We start from the raw sequence: 24,014 nt of genomic DNA, 5'->3' as shown, positions 1-24,014 counted from the left end.
AAACTCCACCCTCCCCTCCCCCAGCGGGGGAGGGGCCGGGGGTGGGGGCACAGATCCCCTCCCCCAGCGGGGGAGGGGCCGGGGGTGGGGGTGTCAACGCAAAGGCGAGTCTTGCCTAATCCCCCTGCGCCGGCGCTGGAGCCGCTGCTGGAGTGGGCGCGGCTGCCGGTGCAGCCGCCGGACGCGCGCGACCGGGCAGGGTCAGCGCCAATGCTGCCGCCGGCAAGCCGAGCAGTGTCACCCCGATCATCACCGTCTCAAGACCGACCGCGTCGGCGAGGATGCCGCTCAGCCACGTGCCGATTGCACCGGTGGCGAAGGTGAAGCCAAGGATGAGGCCGGAAGCGAGACCCTGCTTGACCGGCAAGATACGCTGGGCATGGACGACCAGAATGCTATGCTGACCACCGACCAACATGCCGGCCAACCCACAGGCGATGAAGATGGCCCACAGCGGCGTGGCCAGAAAACAGGCCAAGCCAGCCGGCACGCTGAGGATCAATGGCCAGACAGTCGCAGCGCGCATGCCAAACCGGTCGGCCATCCAGCCATTGAGCACATTGCCGACCGCCGCCGTCGCCATAAAGGTGCCGGCCAATGCCCCGTACACGGTTGGCTCCCAACCGCGATCGCTAAAGAGTTTGGGCAGGAACGACTGGTACACCGCCTGAATCGACGAGCGCACTACCACTAGCGCCACAAAGGCGAGCAAGACTGCAATTGCCAGCGCCGTCCAGACTTGCGGCGCCGCGGGTGCGGCAGCGCGGGCAGTCCGCCGGCTGCGGGCCGTTTGCTGGGCAAGGAGCAGCACCCCCGCCGGCACAATCGCTGCCAGCGCCACCGGCACGATTCCCGGCGTGCCGGCTGCCGCCAGCACGATCCCGGCGAGAATCGGCCCGACCGCTAACCCGGCTTGCCCGCCAAAGAAAAAGATAGCCGTAGCGCTGGCCGGTTTGTCGGGCACGGCAGCCGCGGCGCTGGCAGTGCCGATCGGGTGAAAGAGACCGCTCCCGAGCGCAGCGAGTAGAAAACAAGGCAAGAGCACCGTCCAGTTCGGCGCCAAGGCCACCCCGGTATAGCAGAGCGCCATCCAGACTACCCCCAGCGCCGCGAGTTGCAGCGTGCGACCGGGCAGGCGGTCGGCGATCCAGCCAAACAACGGCTGCGAGAGCGCGCCGAGCAGGGTATAGACGGTCAGCGCCAAGCCGATTTGCTGGTTGCTGAGGCCCAACGGCCCGGCCAACACTGCCAGCAGCACTGCGCCCACGCTATTGAGCACATCAACCATAAAATGGCCGCCAACCACCGCCGTAAAGACCCGATTCCGCAGCATGCCGGCTCATCCTTTCCCTTGTGTATCGTTCTTTTTCAGGATGGCAGCGCGTCGCGCTGCCCCGCGCAGCTTAAGAGCAGCTAACGCCGCTCAAACATGATCTTCCCCCCGACCATCGTCAACTCGGCGCGCAGGGTATGCAAGCGCTCTGCCGGTATCTGGAAGGGATCGCCGTTCAATACGGCCAGATCGGCCAGCATGCCGGGTGACAAGCGACCCTTGCGATCAGTTGCGGCTTCCGCCGCCGCCGGGCCGGTGCAATACGCTGCCAATGCTTCGCTAAGCGCCAGTCGTTGTTCAGGATACCACCCGCCAGCCGGCGCGCCATCGGTCGTTTGGCGGGTTACGGCGGCGTGAATCCCTGCCCACGGATCGAGCGTCTCGACCGGCGCATCGGAACCAAACGCCAGCGTAGCCCCAGCGTCAAGCAAGCTGCGCCATGCGTAGCTGGTGGCGCAACGCTTTCCCCATAGCCGATCGGCTACCGCCATATCGGCGGTGCAATGAATCGGCTGCATCGAGGCAATCACGCCAAGTTCGGCAAAACGCGGGATGTCGTGCGGATCGAGGATTTGGGCATGTTCGATCCGGTTGGGCAGGGCCAGATGGATCGCAGTAGGGCGAGCAGCGGCAATCGCATCGAGCACGCTGCGATTGGCGGCGTCGCCGATGGCATGCACCACCACGCTAATCCCGTGCGCATTGGCGCGGGTCACAATCTCTTTCATCTCGGCAGGTGGAATAACGGCGATGCCGGTATGATCACGCCCTTCATACGGCGCCAGCATGTGGGCGCTCTCAGAGCCGAGCGAACCATCGGCAAACAGCTTGAGACCGCCGATCCGCAGCCAATCATCACCCAAGCCGCTGCGCAAGCCCAAACCGATGGCGTGATCGAGGTGCGCACCGGCGATATGCGCCAGCACGCGGATGGTTAGATCACCGTCAGCCCGTAGCGCTTGCAGATCGATCAGCGTATCGGGGCCGTCAGCCGGATTAGTCGCTGGCGGCACGTGCAAGCTGGTCAAGCCATAACTCAACGCCTCGTTGATTGCCAACCGCAGTGCGGCGAGGCGCTCGGCGCGGGTGGGAGGCGGCACAATTGCGCGCACCAACTCCATGGCTGTCTCGAACAAGATGCCGGTTGGCTCGCCATGTTCATCACGTTGAATCTGGCCCCCATCGGGATCGGGAGTGGCAGCGGTAATTCCGGCCAACTCGAGCGCGCGGCTATTGACCCACAGCGAATGGCCGTCTTTGCGCGAAAGCATTGCTGGCCGATCCGGGCACACCCGGTCGAGATCGGCCCGGCTCGGCCAGCGCCCGCCCCACAGCGTATGATCCCAGCCGTTGCCCCGCAACCATGCCCCCGGCGGCAAGCGTTGCGCCGCAGCCGCGATCTGGTCGAGCGCAGCCATGAAATCAGCGCAGCCGGTCAGGCGCACCTGCTGGCGGGCAAGGCCGTGCAGCACAATATGGACGTGCGCATCGGTCAGGCCGGGTATCACGGCCCGCCCGCGCAGATCGATCACCTCAATGCGATTGCCGGCAGCGGCCCGTACCGTCGCTTCATCACCCACCGCCAAGATCCGCTCGCCGCGAATAGCCAATGCTTGAGCCACCGGTTGGGCCGGATCGAGGATATAGATCGGGCCGTTATGTAACACGATTGTGGTCATCGCAAACCTTTCATTAGATCAAATGAAGAGTAATGAGAACCAACCCTCCACTCATGCCGCTTAAGGAACAGACAGAACATTGTAGTCGATCACAACCCGTTGATCGCTGGGCAATGCCGCAAAGCCCAACGCTGCGCTCCTCATCACCCCTCCCCCGCTGGGGGAGGGGCACGGGGTGGGGGCATCAACGCAGAGACGCAAAGCGAGCAAAGGCGCAGAGATTCTTAACGCAAAGGCGCAGAGGACGCGAAGATCGCAAAGGTTTTGTGGGACGGGGAGGAGGAAGAGCGGACGTATCGTTCCTCCTGCCTTTTCCCTCCTCCCTATCTCCCTCCGCCCACCCTCACCCCCAACCCCTCTCCCGCTGGTGCAGGAGAGAGACGCTGCTGCTTTCCGCCCCCGCTATGCCTTGCGCGCCAACCACGCGGCTCCCCCACACCCGCCGTCAGGTGGGGGAGGGGGCCGGGGGTGAGGGTACACCAACGCTTTGCAACGCCTTCAACCACATCTCCGCTCACGCGCGCTGTCCGTCGTTGTACCGCGCAAGCAGGAGATTGCTTCGGGGGCTGCGCCCCCTCGCAATGACAGCGGGAGTCGTGTCATTGCGAGCCGCGTAGGGGCAATGCGTTGCATTGCCCCGCGCGGCGAAGCAATCTCCTGCTTGAACGAGAGTCATCCCTGTGTGTGAACAATACGTCTAAATCCTTGTCTAGACACATAATGACGATGAAATCCTACTCGCCCGGCGCTATTCTGTCAAATCTGAGTAGTCAAATATTTACGAAATGGAAAACATCCTTAACTGTTGAGCGTTCAACATTCGCACACACTGGCAAGCGTGGTATGATATGTCAGGATTTTGCACATATCGTCACCTGCTCGTGTCCAGACTATCAACAACCACTCTACCGCTTTGCGGCTACCAGAGGAGGCCGGCTATGACCCATCCGCGCTCGAATTATGCGTTGGCAGGCGCAGCCCTCTTTAACCCGATGGCGGCGATGTACTGGCTGGATGTAGCGCGCGGGCAGCGCCCCGGGATTGGGTTAGCGTTGGTGAGCGCGGCAGGTGCGGCATGCGCTGGGTTAGCCGCCGATCCGCGCCGCCACCCGTGGCGAGCGGTGGCGAGCGGGTTAGCGGCAGCGGCTGGCGCTGCGCTGGCCGGTTGGGCACTGCAACGGTATGTGGCGTGGGTGGAAGGCGAGAGCGAAGATGCGCCGGCGCCGCCAAACGCGCACGATCTGCTGGTGCCAGCGGCGGCAGCTTGCGCCGGTGCGGTTGGCGTGGCCGCGTTGGTGGGCCGCGCGCCGGAACAGTATATCGAGTACAGCGGTAAGCACGGCGATTACCGCTGGATCGCTGCCGAGCCGCACCCGGCCCAGCGCTGGTTGGCGTGGAGCGGCTATCTCGCCCATCAGTTGGCAATCTGGGGTTGTATCTACGCCGGCCAGCGCCAACGCCTGCGCTATACCAGTGATATGCGCCGCCTCAATTGGTTGGCGCTGGCGGTGAATGCCGGCGGGGTGGCGCTGCACTACCTGCAATCGCGCTATACGTATGACGGGTTGGCCCGTGATGTGCCCGAAGGCAGTGCGCTCGGTTCGGTATCATTCATCCTGATGCTGGCTTTGGCCCTCGAAGCGCCGCGCCGCGGTCTCTTCTTCGGCAGCCGTAAGGTGATGCCTCCCGCTGAACTCGTGCGCTTTGCCCGCCGCTTCCACGGCTATATCTTCTCGTGGGCCTCGACGTATAATTTCTGGTATCACCCGATCGACCCGAAACCGCTGCACTATACTGGCCTGTTCCACACGCTATTGATCTTCGTCCAATCGGCGCTCATCTACACCAATGCCCACCGCGATCCGCGCTGGACACTGGCGCTCGAGATGTTGGCTTTGCCGCACGCGGTTGTTTCGACCCTCTACAAACGCAGCGGGTTGGCGGCGATGTTTACCTTTAGCTTCTTGATGATGTTTGTGGTCAACCAGATGCACGGCCTCAACTTGCCGGAACGGGCGCGCTGGACGATCGGCGGCGCGTATGCCGCGACTGTGCTGAGCTACTACGGCGCGCGCCGCCAATGGCATAAGTTGCCTGATATCCTGCGGATTCCAATTCTCGAGTATGGGGTATTGGGCATCTTGGTGTTGTTGTCGCTGCTGATGCGGGCCGTGCGGCGGTTAGAGGGAAACCCGCAGGCATTGCATACGCAACCATGAGAACATAGGACACGGATGCGCACGGATCGCGCCACCCGTGTCTATCGGTGTCCTATTCCCTAAATAACTAGGACACGGATGCGCACTGCCCAATCCGTGTCCTATTCACCGCAATTGCTACTGCACCGCGCGCGCCGCCGCAAAGACCGCCTCGCTCAGCGTCGGGTAGGCGGCGAAGATGGCGGCTAGATCAGCGATCGTCGCGCCGCTCTGAATGGCTAGCGCCACCGGGGCCAGCAGATCGGCGGCGTGCGCACCCACGGCGATCCCTCCCCGAATCTGGCGATTGGCGGCATCGAAGACCAACTCAACCCACCCTTCGGTCTCGTCACCGAGGTAAGCCTTCAGTGAAGCGGTATACGAAGCCCGCACCCGCTGCAACTCACCCTCTCCGCCAGAAACAATCCCCACTTGCGCAATTTCAGGCACGGTATACACGGCGCTAACGACGGTATGGGGGCAATACCCCGGCGCCGGCAGCTCCGCCGCTGTCCGTCCGGCGATCCACGCCTGCGCCAGCGCGCGGTTGGCCAGCATCGGCCCGCCAGCAGCATCACCGACGGCAAAGATATGCCCGGCTTCGGTGCGGCCATAGTTGTCGATCGCCAGTTGCCCGTTCTCGCCCACCTGCAAGCCGGCAGCCGCAAGATTGAGCCGGCTGAGATCGGGCACCCGGCCAATAGCGAGGAAGGCCATCGCTGCGGTGTGCGTTACTCCATCAGTCGTGGTAACAGCCACCCCAGCTTCAGTGCGCTCGGCCCGCTCGACATCAACTTGATGGATGGTCACACCCTGCGCTGCCATTGCCGCCGCCAAGGCTTGGCCGGCAGCCGGATCAAACATCGGCAACACGCCGGGAGCGCCAACGATCCACGTCACTTTGACACCCAACCGGCTAAAGAGGGAGGCAAACTCGCTGCCGGTCGGCCCGCCGCCGATAACGATCATATCAGGCGGCAGCGTGCTGAGGGTGCTGGCAAAGCGAGGGGCGATAATGCGCTGGCCGTCCGGCTTCATCGTAGGCGGGAAGCGCGGCACCGAACCGGTGGCAATAATCACGGCATCGGCAGCTAACACCTGCTGGTTCTCACCGTTGCGCACCACCAGTTCATGCGGGCCGCTAAAGGCAGCCACGCCATTGATCACGTTCACGCCAGCAGCTTGCAGCCGTTGCGCTTCGCGCTCGCTCCACCGTTGCGCCACCGCTTTGATCCGGCCCAGCACGGCTGCCGGCTCAACCTGCACCGCGCCGAGCTGCACGCCTTCCGCCGCCGCATGCGCCGCGACGCCAGCCACTTCGGCAGCGTGCAACCATACCTTGCTCGGCAGCAAACTATCCCAACCGGTGCGTCCACCGAGCGGGCCTTCGCTGATCAATGTCACCTGGGTGTTGCCTTGGGCAGCAGCGACGGCAGCCTCAACCCCCGCCGGCCCGCCGCCGATCACAACAATCTGTTTCATACGTCTTCCCCATCATCACCTGCGATCCGATAACGTATATCTGTGAAAGAAGATGCAAAGAATTGATGGCGGGTTACAATCCGTGGATGGGATGGCGCAATAATACACCATATTGTATCGAACCATGTAGAGACGCACGGCCGTGCGTCTCTACGGTATGGCCTCGTACCTTGTATTACGAATCCGGCGCCGGTGGCGGCGGTTCAGGGGCCGGTTGCGGCGCCGGTTCGGGATCAGGCGCGCGAATGCCGAGCACGATGATCGTGTCAGGCAAGATCCATTCACCCGCCGCCGGCAGCGAACTGAGCACCACATACGGCCCGTACCGGAAATAATCCTCGCCGGCCCGATCCGGCCCTTGATAATCGACATAGATCCGGCTCGGATCAATACCCAGTAATGCCAAGACCTCTTTGGCCTGATTTTCGCCCAACCGGCGCAGATCGGGCATCAAGATCGCCCCTTCAACCGGCGGCACCGGCACCGGCGGTTTGAACATCTCGGCAGTGCATTCGGGGATGTCTTCGTATTTGAGCTGCACGGTGGCATCGCCGCCCCGCCACTTGTATTCAACCTTCTCGTCGGGATCGGGCGGCGGCAACTTCCACAGATAAATTGTGCGCACCAGCTCCGGCGGATAACTCGCCTCGGGCGCCGGACGGCAATACGCCCCATCGCTGAGCGCGCTCAGGTCTTGCGGCAACGGCGGCGCTTTGGGATCGGTCGGCGGTGCTGGCGGCGGGTTAGGCCGTAACTCGCCGGTGCTCGTCCATTCTTCAGGGGTGGGAATGCGCACCACCGTCACGCGATCGTACGCGGAACAGATACCCTCGACCGGCAGCAGGCCGGTTGGGTTGGCGGTTGGGGTTGGCGTTGCCGCGGCTGCTTCTGCCAACCGCTTCAGCATATCTTCGGTAAACAGCTCTTCGCGGTAGCCGCCGAACGGGCCGGGCAATTCACAGATCGGGCGGCGGACGACATTTTCCGGCAAGGTAAAGTTCGTCGGGATTTCGCCATCGGGAAAGGGCGCAGCAAACAGTTCGCGGTAACGCTCATCTTCGCGAATCAGACGGAAGATGTTCTCCATCACGTTGCGCCAGATGATACCGCCGCCGGTCAGACTCTCGACCCGCGCCGTCGGCTCATTGTTGTTGTTGCCCGTCCACACGCCAACCGTCACAAACGGCGTATACCCAGCCGCCCACGCATCGCGCCAGTCGTTGGTGGTGCCGGTCTTGACCGCAGCGGGCAGGCTGAGGCGCAGCGGGCTATTGAGGCCCCAGATCGCTTGGCGGGCGCGATCATCGCTCAGCATATCGGAAATGATCGCCACCAACGCCGGATCAACCACCTCTTCGCCGGGGGTTTGGGTGAAGCGTTCGAGGGTGCGGCCTTGCGAGTCGGTAATTTCGAGGATGGCGACTGGGGCGAAGTATTTGCCGCCGCTGGCCAGCGTATTGTAGGCCGTGGTCAGCTCAAGCGGCGAGACTTCGCCGCCGCCAAGCGTGAGCGACAGGCCGTAGAAGCCAGCGCCGCGCTTGAGACCAGTGCGAATGCCAACCCGTTCCAGCAAGCCGAGGGTATAGTCGATTCCAGCGAACTTCAGCGCCTTTACTGCCGGCATATTGAGCGAATTGGCCAGCGAGGTGCGAATCCGCACCGGCCCATTCCATTGGCCGTTGTAATTCTGCGGCGCGTACCAGCCGCCGGTGCCGGTTGGGAATTGGGTCGGTACATCCCACAACACCGACTCCGGCGTCATCCCTTGTTCCATCGCCGCCAGATAGGTAAACGGTTTCAACGCCGAACCGGGTTGCCGTTCGCGGGTCGCGACATTGACCTGCCCATCGAGCACATTGCCTGACTCGCCGGGGGTCTTGGTCGGTTTCACCGCGTTGTAGTCAATGCTGCCGACCATGGCCAGAATCTGGCCGGTATTCGGCTGCATGATCACCACCGCCGCATTATGGATATTGCGCGACTCAAGCTCGGCGATGCGCTCGAAGGCGGTGGCTTGGGCCATGCGTTGCAATTGCAGATCGAGGGTCGTGGTGATGCGCAAGCCGCCGCCATAGACAATCTGCGCGCCGTAGCGCTGCAAGAGCAGATCACGCACATAGAAGACAAAGTGCGGCGCGTTGAGCGGGGCCTCTTGCGGCGCGAACCGCAGTGGCGTCGCTAAGGCGCGCCGCGCCTGCGCCTCAGTGATGTAGCCGTCTTCCACCATCCGGCGCAGCACCGCCGCTTGGCGGGCACGCGGCAACGGCGTGCCGGCGGGCAAGCGCACAGCCGGATCAAGCCAATCGTCGCCAACAAAGACCGGCGGCAGATATCCGCCTTGCTCGTCGCGTTCAAGGTAGTTGATCGGGTTGTAAACTGACGGCAATTGCGGCAGACCAGCCAGCAACGACGCCTGATTGAGATCAAGTTCGGCGGCGCTGACGCCAAAATAGACCTCGCTGGCCGCCTGAATGCCGTAAGCCAGATTGCCGTAAAAGTTTTCGTTCAGGTAGAGTTCGAGAATCTGATCCTTTGAATAGATCCGATCCAGCTCTTGGGCCAGAATAATCTCTTTCAGCTTGCGCTCGTAACGACGCTCAGGCAGCCGTTCTTCCGGCGTCAGCACGCTATTCTTAATCACCTGCTGGGTAATCGTCGAAGCGCCGCCGGTCTCTTCGCCAGCACGCAAGCTGTCAACTAAGGTGCGGATAATGCCGGCCAAGTCAATGCCGGGATTGGTGTAAAAGGTTTTATCTTCGATCGCGATGGTGGCTTGGATCAAGAGCGGGCTAATCTCGTCGATCGCGACCTTGGTGCGCTTGCCGGCATCGAAAAACTCGTAGAGCAATTCGCCGTTGCGATCGAAGATGCGCGAGTTCTCAAACAGCTCGCGGTTATCGAGCAGGGCCAAGCGCGGCTTCAGGCTCTCGGCGACCTGCATATAGGCATTGTAGGCAAAGCCGGCCAACCCGATCAACACGACCGCGATCAGGCCGAGCACGGCTAACAAGGCATTGAGCACCAAGCGGCCCACCACCGGGCGCGGCGCCGGACGGCCCCGCAACAAGCGCGGCGGCACGTGGCGGCGGCCATTGCGGCCATTGCGACCGTTGCGGCCATGCAGATACCAACGACGCGAACGAATCATAGCTATCCTTGGCGCGCACCCGCGCCGAACGCAAGACATACCCCAAGAACGCTCATGCGAGCGTCGCGGGTAGTATAGCATGCTCTGGTACGGCGCATCCTGATGGGCAGATGAGAACTGGATCAGATACAATAGTGATGAGCGAGACGCCATCCTGTCGCTTCACGGCAGTTAATTATGTCAACAAACAACACTATGCCCCAATCTTCCCTCGTTGGCCCGGCCATCTTGATCACCTGCTTGATCACGCTGCCGCTGACCGTGATCAGCGATGCGGTTGCCGGGCGCACTGGCTGGCAGTCGCTCTGGCTAGGCGGGGCGAGCGTGCTGGTCGGGCTTGAGGCGGTGGCGTTGCGCAGCCGGATGGTGGCTGGCTTGCACGAGACGCAGGGTGGGGCGGTGCGTTATCTCACCGCCGAGGTGTTTGGCTTGGTGGCGCTGGCACGCATCGTGGCGACAGCAGGCCAAGGTGCGCGCGGCTTGGCTGCGATGAGTGCATGGCTCACCGATCCGCTGGCCGCGTTCGATGCGCCATTTCTGTTTTGCCTGCTGGCGCTGCTGGCCGTCGCCGTGCTTAGCCGCAGCGGGATCGCGGCGATCGCAGCGCTAACGCCGAATCCACCGCTCAAGACGCCATTGCAGAGCTTGGATTTGCTCTTCTACCGCAGCGACACAACGGCCCGCCGGCGCGCCGCCGTCGCAGCCATTAGCCGCGGGGCCGGCTGGGGCGGGTTGGCGATGCTGGTGGTGCTGGGCCGGCAGAGCGAGCAAACTCCCACCACCGTGCTGTGGATGGCGCTCTACCTTGCCGGCGGGTTGTGGTTGATTGCGCTGGCCCAGCGGCGCGCGTTGCTGGCCGATTGGCAGAGCGATGAGGCCGAGATTGCACCTGAGGTCAACCGGCGCTGGCATTGGCTGAGCATCGCGACGATCGGGTTGGTTACGCTGTTGGCGCTGGCGCTGCCGGCCCAAATGGCGCCGCTCGTGCCGGAAGCATGGCGTGAGGGTCTCTTCTTGCTGGGAGGGATCGTGTTGCTGATTGCGATGATCCTCTCGCTGCTCTTCATTGGGTTGCTCAGTCTGGTCGCCCTCTTGCCATTGCTCCTGCTGATGTTGCTGACCTCGCTGATGAATTCGACCGTCGCGCCAGCAACGCCAATCGCTCCGCCTATGATGCCGCCGCCAGCGCCAAGCGAACCGCCGCTGTGGCCCGGCATTATCTTTTGGATCTGTATCGCGATCTTGACCGGGCTGGCCTTCTGGACGATTATGCGCCGGCAGGCGTGGATCAGGCAGGTGTGGGAGCAGGCGCCGGATTGGTGGGCACAGGTGCGCACACAGTTGCGGAAACGGCGTTTCTGGCGATGGCGGCAGCCTGTAGCCACGCAGCGGTTGCGAGAGTCTCGTTCGCAGCCTGCGCCGCGCGATGCCGCCATCGTTTCGTACCACGCGGCTCTGCGCTACGCTGCGGCCCATGGCTACCCGCGCCGTCCGCCGCAAACCCCGGCTGAGTTTGCCGATCGCACAGCGCAACAGTTGGGTGAGGCTGACGATGCGTTGCATGCCCTGACCGCCGCTTACCACCGCGCCGCCTACGCTGGCCGCGCGTCGGATCAGGCGGAACGGCGGCAGGTGGGCATACTGCTACGCCAGTTCCGGCGAACATTAACGAAAAGGCGCAGAGGGGGCAAAGGCGCAGAGGATAAATAACGCAAAGACGCAAAGGGCGCTAAGGATGGATAACGCAAAGACGCAAAGATCGCAGAGGGCGCTAAGGTTTTTGGGGATGGTCGCGATGAGAACGGTCAGGGGCGATCTCGCTTTGCTAACGAACCCCATACCATCCTTAGCGATCTTTGCGTTCTCTGCGCCTTTGCGGTTGAACCCTTTGCGTTCTCTGCGCCTTTGCGGTTGAACCCTTTGCGTTCTCTGCGCAGAGGATGGATAACGCAAAGGCGCAAAGGGGGCAAAGGCGCAGAGGATAAATAACGCAAAGGCGCAAAGGGCGCAGAGGGCGCAAAGGTTTTTTGGAATCGTCGCGATGAGAACGGTCAGGGACGATCTCGCATTACTCACTAACCCCATACAATATACTTAGCGATCTTTGCGTTCTCTGCGCCTTTGCGTTTACATCCTTAGCGTTCTCTGCACCTTTGCCTATGCTGCCGACCGCCGCGGCATCAACACCGTGTAATCGAAATCGAGCACCACCGCCGGATCGTAATTACCCTCGGCGTCACGGTAGGGGAAGTCGTGGCAGGGCCGATCTTTGGCAGCGACGGTGCGCACCCGCAGCGCGCCGATGTCATTGCGCCCCGGTATCTCCATCTTATCGAGAATCTCTGACCAAGCGTAAATGGTATCGCCGGCAAAGCTGGGGTTGGTGTGGCGACCGCCGTTAATCGCCGCGATGCTGAGCGCGTTAGCCAAGCCGTTGAACGAGAGCGAACGGGCGATGCTGATGATGTGCCCGCCATAGACGATCCGCCGGCCAAAGCGGCCTTCCCGCTCGACGTGGAGGTTGAAGTGGACGCGGGCCGTGTTCTGGTAGAGGCGGGTGGCCTGCATGTGCTCGGCTTCTTCGATCGTTACACCGTCGATGTGATCGATCTTCTCGCCAACCTCGTAATCCTCCCACAGATAGGGGCTGCCGGCGCGGGCCAGATCGTACTGGCCGGGTTGGATGTGGTACGGTACGGCGAGGTCGGTCACCGGCACCGAGTCAGGCAATTGGGGCACCACCGGTTCGGGAGCCGGCGCGTCGAGATTACGCTTGCGCACCATCACCCAGCGCATGTATTCCAGCACCATCTCGTTGCGCTGGTTGACGCCAACCGAATGGACGTAGACCACGCCGGTTTTGCCGTCTTTGTTTTGGCGCAGACCGATCACCTTGGAGGTGGTCGAGAGGGTGTCGCCGGGATACACCACCGCGCCAAACCGTCCGCCGGCATAGCCGAGATTGGCGATGGCGTTGAGCGAAATGTCGGGCACGGTCTTGCCGAAAACGATATGGAAGACGAGCATGCTATCGATCGGCGCTCGTTCGAGGCCAACCGTTTGGGCGAACGGGGTCGCCGAGGTGAGAGCGAAGCGCGCGCCGTAGAGCGAGGTATACAGCGCCACATCACCTTCGGTTACGGTGCGCGGCGTGGCGTGAACGATCTCTTGGCCAAGCCGAAAATCCTCGAAGAAGTTGCCGGGATTGGTTTTATTGATCATTGATATGCTCCTTGCAGACGCGAACCGGATCACCCAAACCGTCACCTGCTACAAGAGGTTCAAGGGCGGATAGAACGTTTGATCCGGAACCCGGCCCTGAAGGGCCGGGCTAGGGTCACGAATCCCGCTGCGCGGGCTGACGGCCCTCACCCCCAGCCCCTTTCCCACTGGCGCGGGAGAGGGGAGCGTACAGCGAAGCGGTGAGGCATCGCACTGCGATCAACGGTTGTGTGCGACCAAACGTTTTGTTCGCTCCTCAACCACAAGGGGGGGGACGCACGGCTATGCGTCCCGCCAAACGGGGGCGCACCGCCGTTATGATTCAAACCCGTAGGCTTTGGCGAGTTCGGGGTCTTTCTTGGCGATCATGCGGGCAAGGTCAACGATCACCTTAGCCTGCTTCCACGTCGCGTCGTCTTGCATCTTGCCGTCGATCATCGCCACGCCGGAACCGTCGGGCATCGCGTCGAGAATGCGCTTGGCGAAGAGTACTTCGTTCACATCCGGGCTAAAGACGCGCTTGGCGATCGGGATTTGGTTGGGCGCGAGCGACCACGCTCCGGTGCAGCCGAGCAAGAAGGCGTTGCGAAATTGGGCTTCGCAGGCGGCTTCGTCTTTGAGATCGCCGAAGGGGCCGTAGAAGGCGCGCAACCCGTGCGAGACGGCCACATCCACCATGCGGGCAATCGTGTAGTGCCAGAGGTCTTGCTGGAAGAAGGCGCGTTCGGTTTGGCCCTCTTGCGGGTCGGCCAGCACGCCGTAGAACGGATGGCCGCCGCCGACGCGGGTGGTCTTCATCCCGCGCGAGGCGGCGAGGTCAGCCGGGCCAAGGCTGAAGCCATGCATGCGCGGACTGGCCCCGGCGATCGCTTCGAGATTGACCACCCCCTGCGCGGTTTCGAGCAGAGCGTGGATGAGGATCGGCTTCTGGATCTGATGCTTGGCTTCGAGCAACGCCAGATATTGATCGACGAAGTGAATATCCCACGGCCCTTCGACCTTGGGTATCATAATCACATCGAGCTTATTGCCGGCGTGGGCGACAATCTCGGCGATGTCGTCGAGCACCCATGGGCTATTGAGCGCATTGACCCGCACCCAGAGCGCGGTATCGCCAAAGTCGGTGTTACGCGCGACTTCGATAAAGCCGGCCCGCGCCGCTTCTTTGGCATCAACCGGAATGGCATCTTCGAGATTGCCGCACAGCACGTCAACCTGCTTGGCGACTTCGGGAATGCGCGCACGGATCTTTTCGATGTGGGGCGGGAAGAAGTGAACCACCCGTTCGGGCCGCACCGGCAGTTCGCGCATCGGCTGGGGCGCGCCGATGGCGAGCGGCTGGTAAAAATTGCGTGCGAGCTTGTGCATCATATCCTCCTTGCAATAGCTGTTTAACGCAAAGGCGCTAAGACGCAGAGATACGCTAAGCCGATAGCGGCGCGAGCAGCGCTAGCCTGTGATCACACTCGCGCCGCACCTGCGCGGCGCTGGGCAAACCCATCGTGGCGTTACTCCAACGCCTCCGGCCCAGCAACAATACCTTCATCGTGCAACCGGCCTACTTCACCTTCGCTCAGACCCAGCACCTCAAGCAAAATCTCGTCGGTGTGTTCGCCAAGCCGCGGCGCCGGTTGCACCGGCACGCGGGGCATTTGGCTGAAATCGAGCGGCGAACCGGCCATGAGGTACGAACCAATGCCGGGTTGCTCGACCATCGCGAACATTGGGTTGTCGGTTGAACAATCGGGGTCTTGGGCAATCGCTTCGCGCACCGTGCGGTACGGCCCCCACGTCACCCGATGCTGCTCGAAGACCCGTTGCACCTCGGCGAAGGTGCGGGCATGGAACCACGGTTCGAGCAGGGCCGCAATCTCGCGGCGGGCGCGGAACCGGTCTCCTTCGTCGTCCATATTGAGACCGAGGCGCTGGCCGAGCGCGGTGAAGGCATCGGCTAAGCCAGTCGCCTTCCCCAACGCCTTCCACTGCAAATCGGTCAGACCGACGACCATCACCCGCTTGCCGTCGAGGGTCTCGAAATCACGGCCAAACGCGCCATAGAGATAATTCCCCTGCTTGGGCCGGTCGGTATCGTTAACCATCACCTCGGCAATCATGCCCAGATGGCCGATCATCGCCAACCCGACATCTTTCAGCGCCAGCTTGACCAACTGGCCCTCACCGGTCAAGCGGCGGTGGCGCTCGGCGGCGAGCAGGCCGAGCGCGATCATCTGGCCGGTGATGATGTCCCACGCCGGCAACACGTGGTTCACGACTTCGGGCGAACTGAAGGGGCCGGTCATAAACGGCAAGCCGAGCTGGGGGTTGACGGTGTAATCAACCTCAGAGCCGCCGTCGCGCCGGCCAAGCAGATTGACCATAATCAGATCGTCGCGATGGCGCTTGAGCGCCTCATAGCTCAGCCAGCCGCGGGCCGGGAAGTTGGTGATAAACAGGCCAGCGTTCTCACCCGGCGCGCAAATCAGTTGGGTGAGCAGCTCTTGGCCGCGCGGATGGCGGATATCAACCGCGATCGAGCGTTTGCCCTTATTCAAACCAGTCCAAAACAAGCTATGCTTGCCATCAAGCGTCACCGGCCAGCGTTTATAGTCAAGACCGCCGCCAATTGGATCGAACCGGATGACATCGGCCCCCAACTGGGCCAACGTCATCCCGCCGAGCGGCGCGGCGACGAAGGCCGAGCCTTCGACCACGCGCATGCCACTAAGAATGCCGTTCATTGTGGTTGCCTCGTGTGAGATCACGCAGGGCTTATGCTGTGGTCTGGCGCCAACTCCTTGGTGGAGGGAGCCTCCCCCGCTGGGGGAGGCTGGGAGCAGCGCGATGAGAGCATGTTGTGGGCAGACCGATCAGCATCAGCGCCGCTACGCCGTCTGCTAAATCACCCGCTTCGAGCGCAATTCACCGATCTGAGCGTCATCCATCCCCAACCACTCGCGCAACACCTCATCGGTATGCTCGCCAAGTTTGGGGCCAAGCGAGCGAATGCTGCCGGGGGTTTCCGACAACTTCGGCACCACATTCGGCATAATCAGCGTCTCGCCGATACTCGGCTCATCGACTGCCACCAGATTCCGCCGGGCATGGACGTGGCGGTCGCCGAAGAAATCAGCAATATCGTTGAGCGGCGCGGCGGGGGTCGCAGTCGCGTAACAGCGTTGCAACACCTCGGCGCGGGTCAGCGAGCTGCACCAGTCGCGGACAATCTCGTTGACATCGCTGGCGTGGGCCAAGCGCACCTTCTGATCGCCATACACGCTCGACGACGCCAATTCGGGGCGGCCCATGGCGTTGGCAAGGCGAGCAAAGAGCTTATCGGTCGCGCACGAAATCGCCACCCACTTGCCATCTTTGGTCTGAAAGTGGCCGTGGGGGCATGCAAACTCATTGTGGTGCGAGCCGTGGCGTTCGCGGACTTTGCCGTACATGCCGTAGGCCGGCACCAACTCATCGCTACAGCGGAAGACCGACTCGTAGAGCGCCGCATCGATATACTGGCCGCACCCGGTCTGCTCGCGGTGGCGCAGTGCCAGCAACACGCCAATACAGCCGTACAACCCAGTCATATAATCGGCGAGCGTGGTCGAACCCGGCGTCACCGGCGTTCCCTTCGGCATACCGGCCAGATAGGCAATACCGCCGACGGCGTGAGCAATGCGGGCAAAACCGGGCCGGTCACTATAGGGGCCAGTCTGGCCGTAGCCGGTCACCCGCAGCATAATCAAGCGCGGGTTGATCTTGCTGAGCACATCCCAACCCAACCCCCACTTTTCGAGCGTACCAGTGCGAAAATTCTCGCACAGCACATCGGTCTCGGCGATCAAGTCTTTAAAGAGTTTAGCGCCTTCAGGATGCTGAAGGTTAATCGTCACCGAACGCTTATTGCGCGACTCGCTCAGCCACGTCAGCGTATCGCCACGCGACGTCGGCGTACCAAAGCGGCGCAGCGCATCACCGCCGATCGGATGCTCGACTTTGAGCACATCGGCGCCAAATTCACCCAACAGGGTGGCGCAGAAAGGCGCGGCAATCACGGTTGCCGCATCAATGACCCGAATGCCGGCCAATGGCAGGGTCGAATTCGTCTCAGCCATTGTATCCACCTCGTAGTGAAGAAACGCCCCCCAACGAAGTATGCGTCGTTGCGTCAAATAATCTTGCGATTGCGCAATTGCTTGATCTCCTCGGCGGAAATATCGAGCAGCTCGCGCAACACCTCATAGGTCGCGTTGCCCAAGGGCGGGCCGAGGTTGGTAATGCGGCCCGGCGTCGCCGAGAGGGTTGGAATCACGTTCGGCACCACCACCTCGCCAACCCCTTCCGCTTCGACACGAGCCAGATTGCCGCGCGCACGGAAGTGCTCATCGTTGAACATATCGGCGATGCTATTGAGCGGGCCAACCGGCACCTCTTTTTCCAAACAACGGCGCATCACCTCATCGCGGGTCAGTGAACCAACCCAATCAATCGTGATCTGGTTGACAACATCGCGCGCCGCTAAGCGCTTGCGTTGGTTGCCGTACAATTCGGGCGAAGCCAATTCAGGCCGTTCCATCGCTTCGGCCAGCCGCTCGAACATCTTGTCGGTGGTGCAGGCAATCGCCACCCATTTGCCATCTTTGGTGCGGAAATGGCCATGGGGCACTGCTACAAAGCTGCCGGCCCCTTCGCGCTCGCGGATTTGGCCGAACAAGCCGTAGGCCGGGGCAATCTCATCGAGAATGCGAAACACCGCTTCGTAAATCCCGACATCGATCAACTGGCCGCGACCGGTCTTCTCTTTGTGGCGGAGCGCGATCAGGACACCGATGGCGCCAAACAGACTGGCGATATAGTCGCCGAGTGGCGCAGTGCCGGGCAGCACCGGCGTTTCACCGGGGAAGCCGGCCAGATACGACAGACCGCTAAAGGCATGCGCAATGTGGGCAAAGCCGGAACGGCGGCGGTAGGGGCCGGTCTGGCCGTAGCCTGATACCCGCAGCATAATCAAGCCGGGATTCACCTCGCGCAACGTGGGCCACGACAAGCCCCACTCTTCCATCGTACCGGGACGAAAATTCTCGATCAGGATATCCGACTTCGCCACCAACTTCAGAAACAGATTCACGCCTTCCGGCTGGCGCAAGTCGATCGTCACCGACTTCCGGTTCCGCGCCTCGCTCAACCATGCCAGCGTCGCATCGTGGCGCGTGGTCGGCGTGCCAAACCGCCGCATCGGATCGCCGCCGATCGGGTGTTCGATCTTCAACACCTCAGCGCCAAACTCACCCAAAATCGAAGCCGCATACGGGCCGGCCAGAAAGTTGCCGACATCGATCACGCGGATCCCACTGAGCGGCAAACGGTCACGCTCGCCGGTGCGCTCGGCGGTGGGGTGAGGAATTGCGGGTTCGGCCTCCTGTTCGGCCTCCGCAGCCGCCACTGATGGCGCTGGCGGCGTCTCGCCGGTCTCCGGCGCATCGGTGGTCTGATTGGTGGTCTTCGTCGAGCGTACCCCTTTGGCCATCGTCTGTACTCCTCCTCGCCATGCTGAAAATAGGCAGCAACACAAAATCGCCACCAGAGCCCGCTAAGGCCGCCATGGCCGCATGCAGTTAGGTGTGTTTAGTTTCTCTGCTCGGGTGATGCGCGTGTTTGTAACATAGCACAAGGAATACTATTCCGCAATTACCAGTTTCCAACTTTTAACTATGAGTTGATATAAGTAAACGCTTATATCAAATTGATAACGTAAGGTTATATATGTTCCGGTGTGAACGAGAAACGCAATCCGCACGCCTCACGCCAGCGTCGCGCATGGCATGGGGTACAATGTGTCTATTCCAACATCCAGCAACAGCGCATACCAGCAAAAGGAGGCGATTCGGCCATGAGCAGCGAAGACTGGACGGCGTGGATCGGGCGAACCGAGGTGGTTGAGGATGACATCTGCTTAGCGCAAGCATTGGCTGCGGCGGCCACGCTCGAACCATTGTCATCACCCACCGCAAGCGCGGCGCTGCCCCCGCTCTGGCACTGGTTTTACTTCTTGCCGCGCGCACCACAGTCAAAACTCGGCATTGACGGCCATCCGCAGCGCGGCGGCTTTATTCCGCCCATCCCTTACCCTCGCCGCATGTTTGCCGGCGCACGCATCCGCTTTCACCACCCGTTACTGATCGGCCAGCCGGCCCGCCGCGAGGGGATTATCCGTAACATTACCCAAAAGAGCGGGCGCACCGGGCCGTTGGCGTTTGTTACGGTCGGCTACCAGATCTTCCAAAATGAGATGCTTTGTATCGAAGAAGAGCAAGATATCGTCTACCGCGAACCGGGTGCGCCAGTGCCGGCGCCGGTACCGGTTGAGCTGCCACCGGTATCTGATGCGATCACCCGCACCGTGACCCCCGACACCCGGCTATTGTTCCGCTTCTCGGCGCTGACCTTCAACGCGCACCGCATCCACTACGACCGGCCCTACGCCCAACAGGAAGAGGGATACCCCGGCTTGGTCGTGCATGGCCCACTGGTCGCGGTGTTGTTGATGGAGCTGGCCCGCCACAACACCACTCGCCCAATCACCGGCTTTAGCTTCCGCAGCCAAGCGCCGATCTTCGATCTCGCCCCCTTCCGGCTGGTGGCCCGCTTCGGCGACAACCGGGTCGAGCTGGAAGCGCAGGGGCCTGACGGCGCCACCGCGCTGAGCGCCAGCGCCGAGTTAGGGAGCGACTAACCCTCGTAAAGCCGCCCGGCGGCGCCGCTTCAAAAGCTAGAACCCACTAAACAAACGAATGGTAGCTACCATTCGTTTGTTTTGTTTTGCTGATTCGCGCATCAAACCCGCATAAATTGTGAGCACGTTCACACATTTTCTGCGACAAAAAGCACAATTAATATCGAATAGATCATATTACAATTCTCCGTGGTAATATCTTCACCCACTTTCAACCCTTGCTTTGCTACATTTGAAGTGCGAGTTCTCCCCGCTTGAGACACAGATATATTGACCGGCTTCACGCTCGATGGATTGAGCGGCCAGTGGCTGTAACCCGCATCTGCGGACAGCGTGCGTTGCATACGCTGCGCGGGTGCGCCGGCGCCAGCGTTGTGGTGCGTGCGGGGAGATTGTGAGTAGTCGTTCATAACGCAACCAATGCTAGAAAGGAGACCGGCCCGTGGAAGCAGAAATGCAACTGTTCGTGGACTCGTTGCGTAAGAACATCACCGCCGAAGATGTGGTCAACTTTGAAGCGTGCATGGACTGCAAGATGTGCGGTGAGGCGTGTGCTTGGTACCTCGTCACCGGCGACGAGAAGCTGCATCCCACTCACAAGACTGGTTTCATCCGCCAGATTTATCAGCGGTACTTGACGATTGAAGGCCGGATTGGCGGCGCGCTGGGGCTGGTGCCGACGCCGACGGTGGCAGACCTGAAAGAGAATATGCAGTATTTCTGGGCTTGCACCGCTTGCGGTCGCTGCACACTGGCCTGCCCGTCGGGCCTCAGCATTCGCCGCATGGTGCGACTGGCCCGCGCCGCCTACTCCGATTCGGGGTTGAGCAACGCGAATCCGACCATTCGCTCGATCGTCGAAAATACCGATCGCTACCGCCACAGCTTTGGCCTCACTGCCGCGCAGGTGCTGGGCCGGGTTGGTCTCTTCTTGCGCAGCGAGGGCCTTGAAGTGCCGGTCAATGTGCATGGCGCCGAGATGCTCTTTGTCTGTCCGGCTGCCGGCAATACCAAAATTCCCGATTATGGCATCAAATTGATCAAAATCCTCAATGCTGCCGGTGTAAGTTATACGATTTCGCCCTATGTGATTGACACCGGTACTGAAATCGATCATATTGCCGTTCACCACAACCTGTCGAAGCAAATGTTGCTGGATTGGGAAGATGAAGCCGATCGCTTGGGCGTGAAGGCGATCTTGCTGGTGGAGTGCGGTTGCGATACGCGCACATTGTACGCCGAAGCGACCGAGACGCTGGGCCGCCCGTTCCGCTATCCGATCATCAGCGTCGATTCGTTGATGCTCGACCTGATCCGACAGGGCCGCTTGCCGATCGAGAAGACCGATCTGAAGGTGACGCTGCACGATCCCTGCTACGCCACGCGCTTGTCGGGGTTGGGCGATCTCTTCCGCGAGCTGCTGACCCTTGTGACCGATAACTTCATCGAGATGACTCCTAACCGCGAGCATAACTACTGCTGCAACGGCGGGGCCGGCGGAATGCGCTTGCCTGAGAACACCAACCTGCGCCGTAAGATTTCGGTGCTGAAAGCGAACCAGATCCGCGCCACCGGCGCCGAGTATGTCACCTCGCCGTGCGTGGTCTGCACGTTGTCGTTGGAAGACACCTGCCAGACCTACAACCTCTCCCCGACCGGCGAGCGCATGGCGCTGGTGCTGTTCGAGGTGGTCTATGCGGCGATGGAACCGGCGCTGGCCAAGCGGGGTGAACTCGATCTGATGCGGGTGCCGGCTGAATTGCGCAACCGCGACCGCGAGTTCTTTATTGCCCACAGCCTCGAGGGCCAGATGGCGACGATGATGCAGCAACCCGACTTCCCGGCTCTGCTCGATTGGCTGGAGAAGGACGATATCGTCAAGCGGTTCAGCAAAGATCATCCGCAGGTCTACGAGCAGTTGCGCGCGCTGCGTGAGATGGCGCTCGATCCAGAGTGCTGCCGGTAGGGCAGATGCGATCGTTGGGGGCGGGAGGGGTGGTCTTTGCCCCTACCCCAACCCTCCCTTGCTCGAAGCAGGGTGGTCTTTGCCCCCACCCCAACCCTCCCCGGCTGGGGGAGGGTGTAAGCAAAGTGAGGATTGGGTACCGCCTACCAACGGGTATATACCGGAACACGATAGCGGGCCTGCGGCCTGCGCGCCAAGGAAGTGTGGATAAACCAATACCTACCATCCGCTGAGGAGGTGTGTGATGATTGAACTATTGAATGCAATCGCGCCGGTGGCGGTGGCGATCTTTGTGGTGGGAGTGGGGTTGCGGTTGGGCCGGTTTGCCATGGCGCTGATTACGAAACGTCATCCGCACGGCGTGTCGCCAACCTTTGTGTCACCGCCGCGCCGGTTGGGGTTCTTTGAGGCGCTGAACGCGGTGCTCTTCGGCCCCTTCAAGCATTTTTACAAGCGATCAAACCCGACGTGGGGGCGCGGCTATTTGCTCTACCACGTGGCAATTATTACCGAGGTGATCGGCTACAGCATCTCGGCCCTGATCGTCTTCGCCAATATCCTGTTTGGCCGGCCAGTGCCCGACGTGGCCGCTCATGCCGAGGTGAGCTACAACTACTCGCCGGCTAATCTGCTCGCCCTCATCTTCGGCAATGGCGAGGCGCTACAGGCCCACTTCCTGTTTGGCAGCTTCGCCCCCTACTTCATCGGCATTACGTGGGTGGCGGTGGCCTTTGCCGTGGCCGGCAATCTGCACCTGATGTTCGCACTGCTGCGCAAGTGGAGCGGCGCCGTGGTGGGTGACATCGATCACGCTGCCAAAGGGATCCGCACACCGGGTCGCTTACCGTGGGATCGGGTTGTGATCCGCACGATTATCTTCTGCATTATCTGGACGGAGCTGCTGGCCCGTTTGCACATTGTGCCCGGCATCGTCTACTTCCACGCCCTGCTCGGCTTGGCCCTGTTCGTGCTGTTGCCCTTCACCTACCTGTTCCACATGGCCTACAACTTCCTCGCCATCTTCTACGCGGTGCGGCGGCGGATGGCGCGCACGATTGCGTAAACGTGCGGCAACGTTACGCCGGGGCCATGACCCGTTCGGCCCCGGCGTAGATATTGCACGAGGCGCCGCGCAGGAAGCCGATCAGGGTCATGTTGAAATGCTGGGCTAAGGTCACTGCCAGCGCCGACGGCGCGCCGACGGCGGCCACCACCGGAATGCGTGCCATCAGCGCCTTTTGCATGATCTCGAAACTAGCCCGCCCACTGACCAGCAACACCGATTGGCACAAACGATCAAGCTGGCCATTGAGCAGATGCGCGCCGATCAGTTTATCAACCGCATTGTGGCGGCCAATGTCTTCGTGCAACGCCAACAGCCGGCCATCGGCAGCGAACAGACCGGCGGCGTGCAAACCGCCAGTGCGGGCAAAGAGGTCTTGCGCTTGGTGGAGTGCATCATTCAATCCGGCTAAGGCTGCGCATGCGATCCGCACCGGCGGATCATCGGCCAGCGGCGTACAACCGCGCAGGCGCAACGCTTCGAGTGAGGCCTTGCCGCATACCCCGCACGACGACGAGACGAAAAACAGCCGGCGGGCCTGCTCTAGGTCGAGGTCGAGATCGGGCCGGGGCGTGACGATGAGGGTATTGAACCGCGCCTCATCGTCGAGTTCGGCCTCAACGCAGTAGCGGATGGTGCTAATGTCGTAGCGATCGCGGATCAGACCTTCGCTGAAGAGAAAGCCGGCGGCCAGTTCAACATCGGCTCCCGGCGTGCGCATCAGCGTCGCGAGTGCGATCGCGCGCGCAGTGCCGGGCAAGGCCAGCCGGATTTCAAGCGGCTCTTCGACCACAATGGCATCTTTTTCGTGCCGCCAGCGCCCATCGCGAATCTTGACCACGGTACGCCGGTGGATGGTTGCGCGATTGATCATTTGTTATTGGTCTCCGGTGGATAGTCTGTACCTGCCGTAACCGGGAATAGCCACAAAAAGACACAAAAGCCACAAAAATATGGGTTTTGTGTTTTTTGCGTCTCTTCGTGGCTATTCCTCCAGCCAGCTCAATAGGCTGCGCGCTTGCTTTGGACTGCGGCAGTCACACTGCCGCAGTCCATAACCGGGAATAGCCACAAAAAGACACAAAAGCCACAAAAATGTTTGTGTTTTTTGCGTCGCTTCGTGGCTATTCCTCCAGCCAGCTCAATAGGCTGCGCGCTTGCTTTGGACTGCGGCAGTCACACTGCCGCACTCC

Annotated in this window: 16 protein-coding genes; 5 read left to right on the top strand and 11 right to left on the bottom strand. The window is 61.5% G+C overall.

All coding sequences use genetic code 11. The features are described 5' to 3' along the window. Positions 1 to 115 precede the first annotated feature (115 nt). Complete coding sequence (locus A6A03_RS16555; protein WP_066790500.1) at positions 116 to 1,333, bottom strand: MFS transporter; 1,218 nt, start codon at positions 1,331 to 1,333, stop codon at positions 116 to 118. Positions 1,334 to 1,413: 80 nt separating this feature from the next. Continuing rightward, positions 1,414 to 3,012: an amidohydrolase gene (locus tag A6A03_RS16550; RefSeq protein ID WP_066790499.1), complete on the bottom strand. Its 1,599-nt coding sequence runs from the start codon at positions 3,010 to 3,012 to the stop codon at positions 1,414 to 1,416. A gap of 938 nt (positions 3,013 to 3,950) precedes the next feature. Here A6A03_RS16550 and A6A03_RS16545 point away from each other — a divergent pair. Then, on the top strand, positions 3,951 to 5,231 hold the full coding sequence (locus tag A6A03_RS16545; protein ID WP_066790498.1) for a hypothetical protein: 1,281 nt from the start codon (positions 3,951 to 3,953) through the stop codon (positions 5,229 to 5,231). 117 nt (positions 5,232 to 5,348) lie between these two features. Here the strand turns inward: A6A03_RS16545 and A6A03_RS16540 are convergent, their stop codons facing one another. Both A6A03_RS16540 and A6A03_RS16535 read right to left on the bottom strand, forming a co-directional pair. Further along, the gene (locus A6A03_RS16540; protein ID WP_066790497.1) at positions 5,349 to 6,692 is read right to left on the bottom strand and encodes a dihydrolipoyl dehydrogenase family protein; all 1,344 of its coding nucleotides are present in this window, start codon (positions 6,690 to 6,692) and stop codon (positions 5,349 to 5,351) included. 175 nt (positions 6,693 to 6,867) lie between these two features. After that, positions 6,868 to 9,840, bottom strand: coding sequence for a transglycosylase domain-containing protein (locus A6A03_RS16535; protein WP_066790496.1), 2,973 nt, complete (start codon positions 9,838 to 9,840; stop codon positions 6,868 to 6,870). A gap of 195 nt (positions 9,841 to 10,035) precedes the next feature. On the opposite strand from A6A03_RS16535, the gene A6A03_RS16530 reads away from it, so the two are divergent. Beyond that, complete coding sequence (locus tag A6A03_RS16530; protein WP_066790494.1) at positions 10,036 to 11,550, top strand: DUF4129 domain-containing protein; 1,515 nt, start codon at positions 10,036 to 10,038, stop codon at positions 11,548 to 11,550. 447 nt (positions 11,551 to 11,997) lie between these two features. On the opposite strand, the gene A6A03_RS16525 is transcribed toward A6A03_RS16530, so the two are convergent. The 5 genes from A6A03_RS16525 to A6A03_RS16505 form a co-directional block, all read right to left on the bottom strand. Beyond that, complete coding sequence (locus tag A6A03_RS16525) at positions 11,998 to 13,062, bottom strand: MaoC family dehydratase (RefSeq protein WP_066790492.1); 1,065 nt, start codon at positions 13,060 to 13,062, stop codon at positions 11,998 to 12,000. Positions 13,063 to 13,377: 315 nt separating this feature from the next. Then, positions 13,378 to 14,430, bottom strand: a complete 1,053-nt coding sequence (locus tag A6A03_RS16520) for an HpcH/HpaI aldolase/citrate lyase family protein (RefSeq protein WP_066790491.1) — start codon at positions 14,428 to 14,430, stop codon at positions 13,378 to 13,380. Positions 14,431 to 14,570: 140 nt separating this feature from the next. After that, positions 14,571 to 15,800 carry a 2-methylfumaryl-CoA isomerase gene (locus A6A03_RS16515; RefSeq protein ID WP_066790490.1) on the bottom strand — a complete coding sequence of 410 codons (1,230 nt, stop codon included), beginning with the start codon at positions 15,798 to 15,800 and terminating at the stop codon, positions 14,571 to 14,573. A 156-nt stretch (positions 15,801 to 15,956) separates the two neighbouring features. Then, a complete protein-coding gene (locus tag A6A03_RS16510) occupies positions 15,957 to 17,174 on the bottom strand; it encodes a CaiB/BaiF CoA transferase family protein (RefSeq protein ID WP_066790489.1) in 1,218 nt (405 codons plus the stop codon). A gap of 53 nt (positions 17,175 to 17,227) precedes the next feature. After that, positions 17,228 to 18,586, bottom strand: a complete 1,359-nt coding sequence (locus tag A6A03_RS16505) for a CaiB/BaiF CoA transferase family protein (RefSeq protein WP_076798270.1) — start codon at positions 18,584 to 18,586, stop codon at positions 17,228 to 17,230. A gap of 363 nt (positions 18,587 to 18,949) precedes the next feature. On the opposite strand from A6A03_RS16505, the gene A6A03_RS16500 reads away from it, so the two are divergent. Beyond that, positions 18,950 to 19,792, top strand: coding sequence for an HTD2 family dehydratase (locus A6A03_RS16500; RefSeq protein ID WP_066790486.1), 843 nt, complete (start codon positions 18,950 to 18,952; stop codon positions 19,790 to 19,792). Between the two features lie 128 nt (positions 19,793 to 19,920). On the opposite strand, the gene A6A03_RS20460 is transcribed toward A6A03_RS16500, so the two are convergent. Beyond that, a complete protein-coding gene (locus tag A6A03_RS20460) occupies positions 19,921 to 20,202 on the bottom strand; it encodes a hypothetical protein (RefSeq protein WP_156525370.1) in 282 nt (93 codons plus the stop codon). Positions 20,203 to 20,246: 44 nt separating this feature from the next. Between A6A03_RS20460 and A6A03_RS16495 the strand changes: the two genes are divergently transcribed. Together A6A03_RS16495 and A6A03_RS16490 are read left to right on the top strand one after the other, a co-directional pair. Continuing rightward, entirely contained in the window at positions 20,247 to 21,758 is a 1,512-nt protein-coding gene (locus A6A03_RS16495; RefSeq protein ID WP_245669033.1) for a (Fe-S)-binding protein, read from the top strand. 244 nt (positions 21,759 to 22,002) lie between these two features. Beyond that, positions 22,003 to 22,821, top strand: coding sequence for a hypothetical protein (locus tag A6A03_RS16490; protein WP_172812325.1), 819 nt, complete (start codon positions 22,003 to 22,005; stop codon positions 22,819 to 22,821). Between the two features lie 13 nt (positions 22,822 to 22,834). Here the strand turns inward: A6A03_RS16490 and fdhD are convergent, their stop codons facing one another. Then, positions 22,835 to 23,695 carry a formate dehydrogenase accessory sulfurtransferase FdhD gene (gene fdhD / locus A6A03_RS16485; protein ID WP_066790478.1) on the bottom strand — a complete coding sequence of 287 codons (861 nt, stop codon included), beginning with the start codon at positions 23,693 to 23,695 and terminating at the stop codon, positions 22,835 to 22,837. Between the last annotated feature and the right edge of the window lie 319 nt (positions 23,696 to 24,014).

The organism is Chloroflexus islandicus (assembly GCF_001650695.1).
In the GTDB taxonomy this organism is placed as follows: domain Bacteria; phylum Chloroflexota; class Chloroflexia; order Chloroflexales; family Chloroflexaceae; genus Chloroflexus; species Chloroflexus islandicus.
Note: the sequence above shows the minus strand (reverse complement) of the source record. Positions and strands in the feature narration are given on the sequence as shown.

Excerpts from the sequence above, each read along its gene's own strand:
- A6A03_RS16555 (WP_066790500.1), bottom strand. The coding sequence starts at position 1,333 with ATGCTGCGGAATCGGGTCTTTACGGCGGTGGTTGGCGGCCATTTTATG.
- A6A03_RS16550 (WP_066790499.1), bottom strand. The coding sequence starts at position 3,012 with ATGACCACAATCGTGTTACATAACGGCCCGATCTATATCCTCGATCCG.
- A6A03_RS16545 (WP_066790498.1), top strand. The coding sequence starts at position 3,951 with ATGACCCATCCGCGCTCGAATTATGCGTTGGCAGGCGCAGCCCTCTTT.
- A6A03_RS16540 (WP_066790497.1), bottom strand. The coding sequence starts at position 6,692 with ATGAAACAGATTGTTGTGATCGGCGGCGGGCCGGCGGGGGTTGAGGCT.
- A6A03_RS16535 (WP_066790496.1), bottom strand. The coding sequence starts at position 9,840 with ATGATTCGTTCGCGTCGTTGGTATCTGCATGGCCGCAACGGTCGCAAT.
- A6A03_RS16530 (WP_066790494.1), top strand. The coding sequence starts at position 10,036 with ATGCCCCAATCTTCCCTCGTTGGCCCGGCCATCTTGATCACCTGCTTG.
- A6A03_RS16525 (WP_066790492.1), bottom strand. The coding sequence starts at position 13,062 with ATGATCAATAAAACCAATCCCGGCAACTTCTTCGAGGATTTTCGGCTT.
- A6A03_RS16520 (WP_066790491.1), bottom strand. The coding sequence starts at position 14,430 with ATGCACAAGCTCGCACGCAATTTTTACCAGCCGCTCGCCATCGGCGCG.
- A6A03_RS16515 (WP_066790490.1), bottom strand. The coding sequence starts at position 15,800 with ATGAACGGCATTCTTAGTGGCATGCGCGTGGTCGAAGGCTCGGCCTTC.
- A6A03_RS16510 (WP_066790489.1), bottom strand. The coding sequence starts at position 17,174 with ATGGCTGAGACGAATTCGACCCTGCCATTGGCCGGCATTCGGGTCATT.
- A6A03_RS16505 (WP_076798270.1), bottom strand. The coding sequence starts at position 18,586 with ATGGCCAAAGGGGTACGCTCGACGAAGACCACCAATCAGACCACCGAT.
- A6A03_RS16500 (WP_066790486.1), top strand. The coding sequence starts at position 18,950 with ATGAGCAGCGAAGACTGGACGGCGTGGATCGGGCGAACCGAGGTGGTT.
- A6A03_RS20460 (WP_156525370.1), bottom strand. The coding sequence starts at position 20,202 with ATGAACGACTACTCACAATCTCCCCGCACGCACCACAACGCTGGCGCC.
- A6A03_RS16495 (WP_245669033.1), top strand. The coding sequence starts at position 20,247 with ATGCAACTGTTCGTGGACTCGTTGCGTAAGAACATCACCGCCGAAGAT.
- A6A03_RS16490 (WP_172812325.1), top strand. The coding sequence starts at position 22,003 with ATGATTGAACTATTGAATGCAATCGCGCCGGTGGCGGTGGCGATCTTT.
- fdhD (WP_066790478.1), bottom strand. The coding sequence starts at position 23,695 with ATGATCAATCGCGCAACCATCCACCGGCGTACCGTGGTCAAGATTCGC.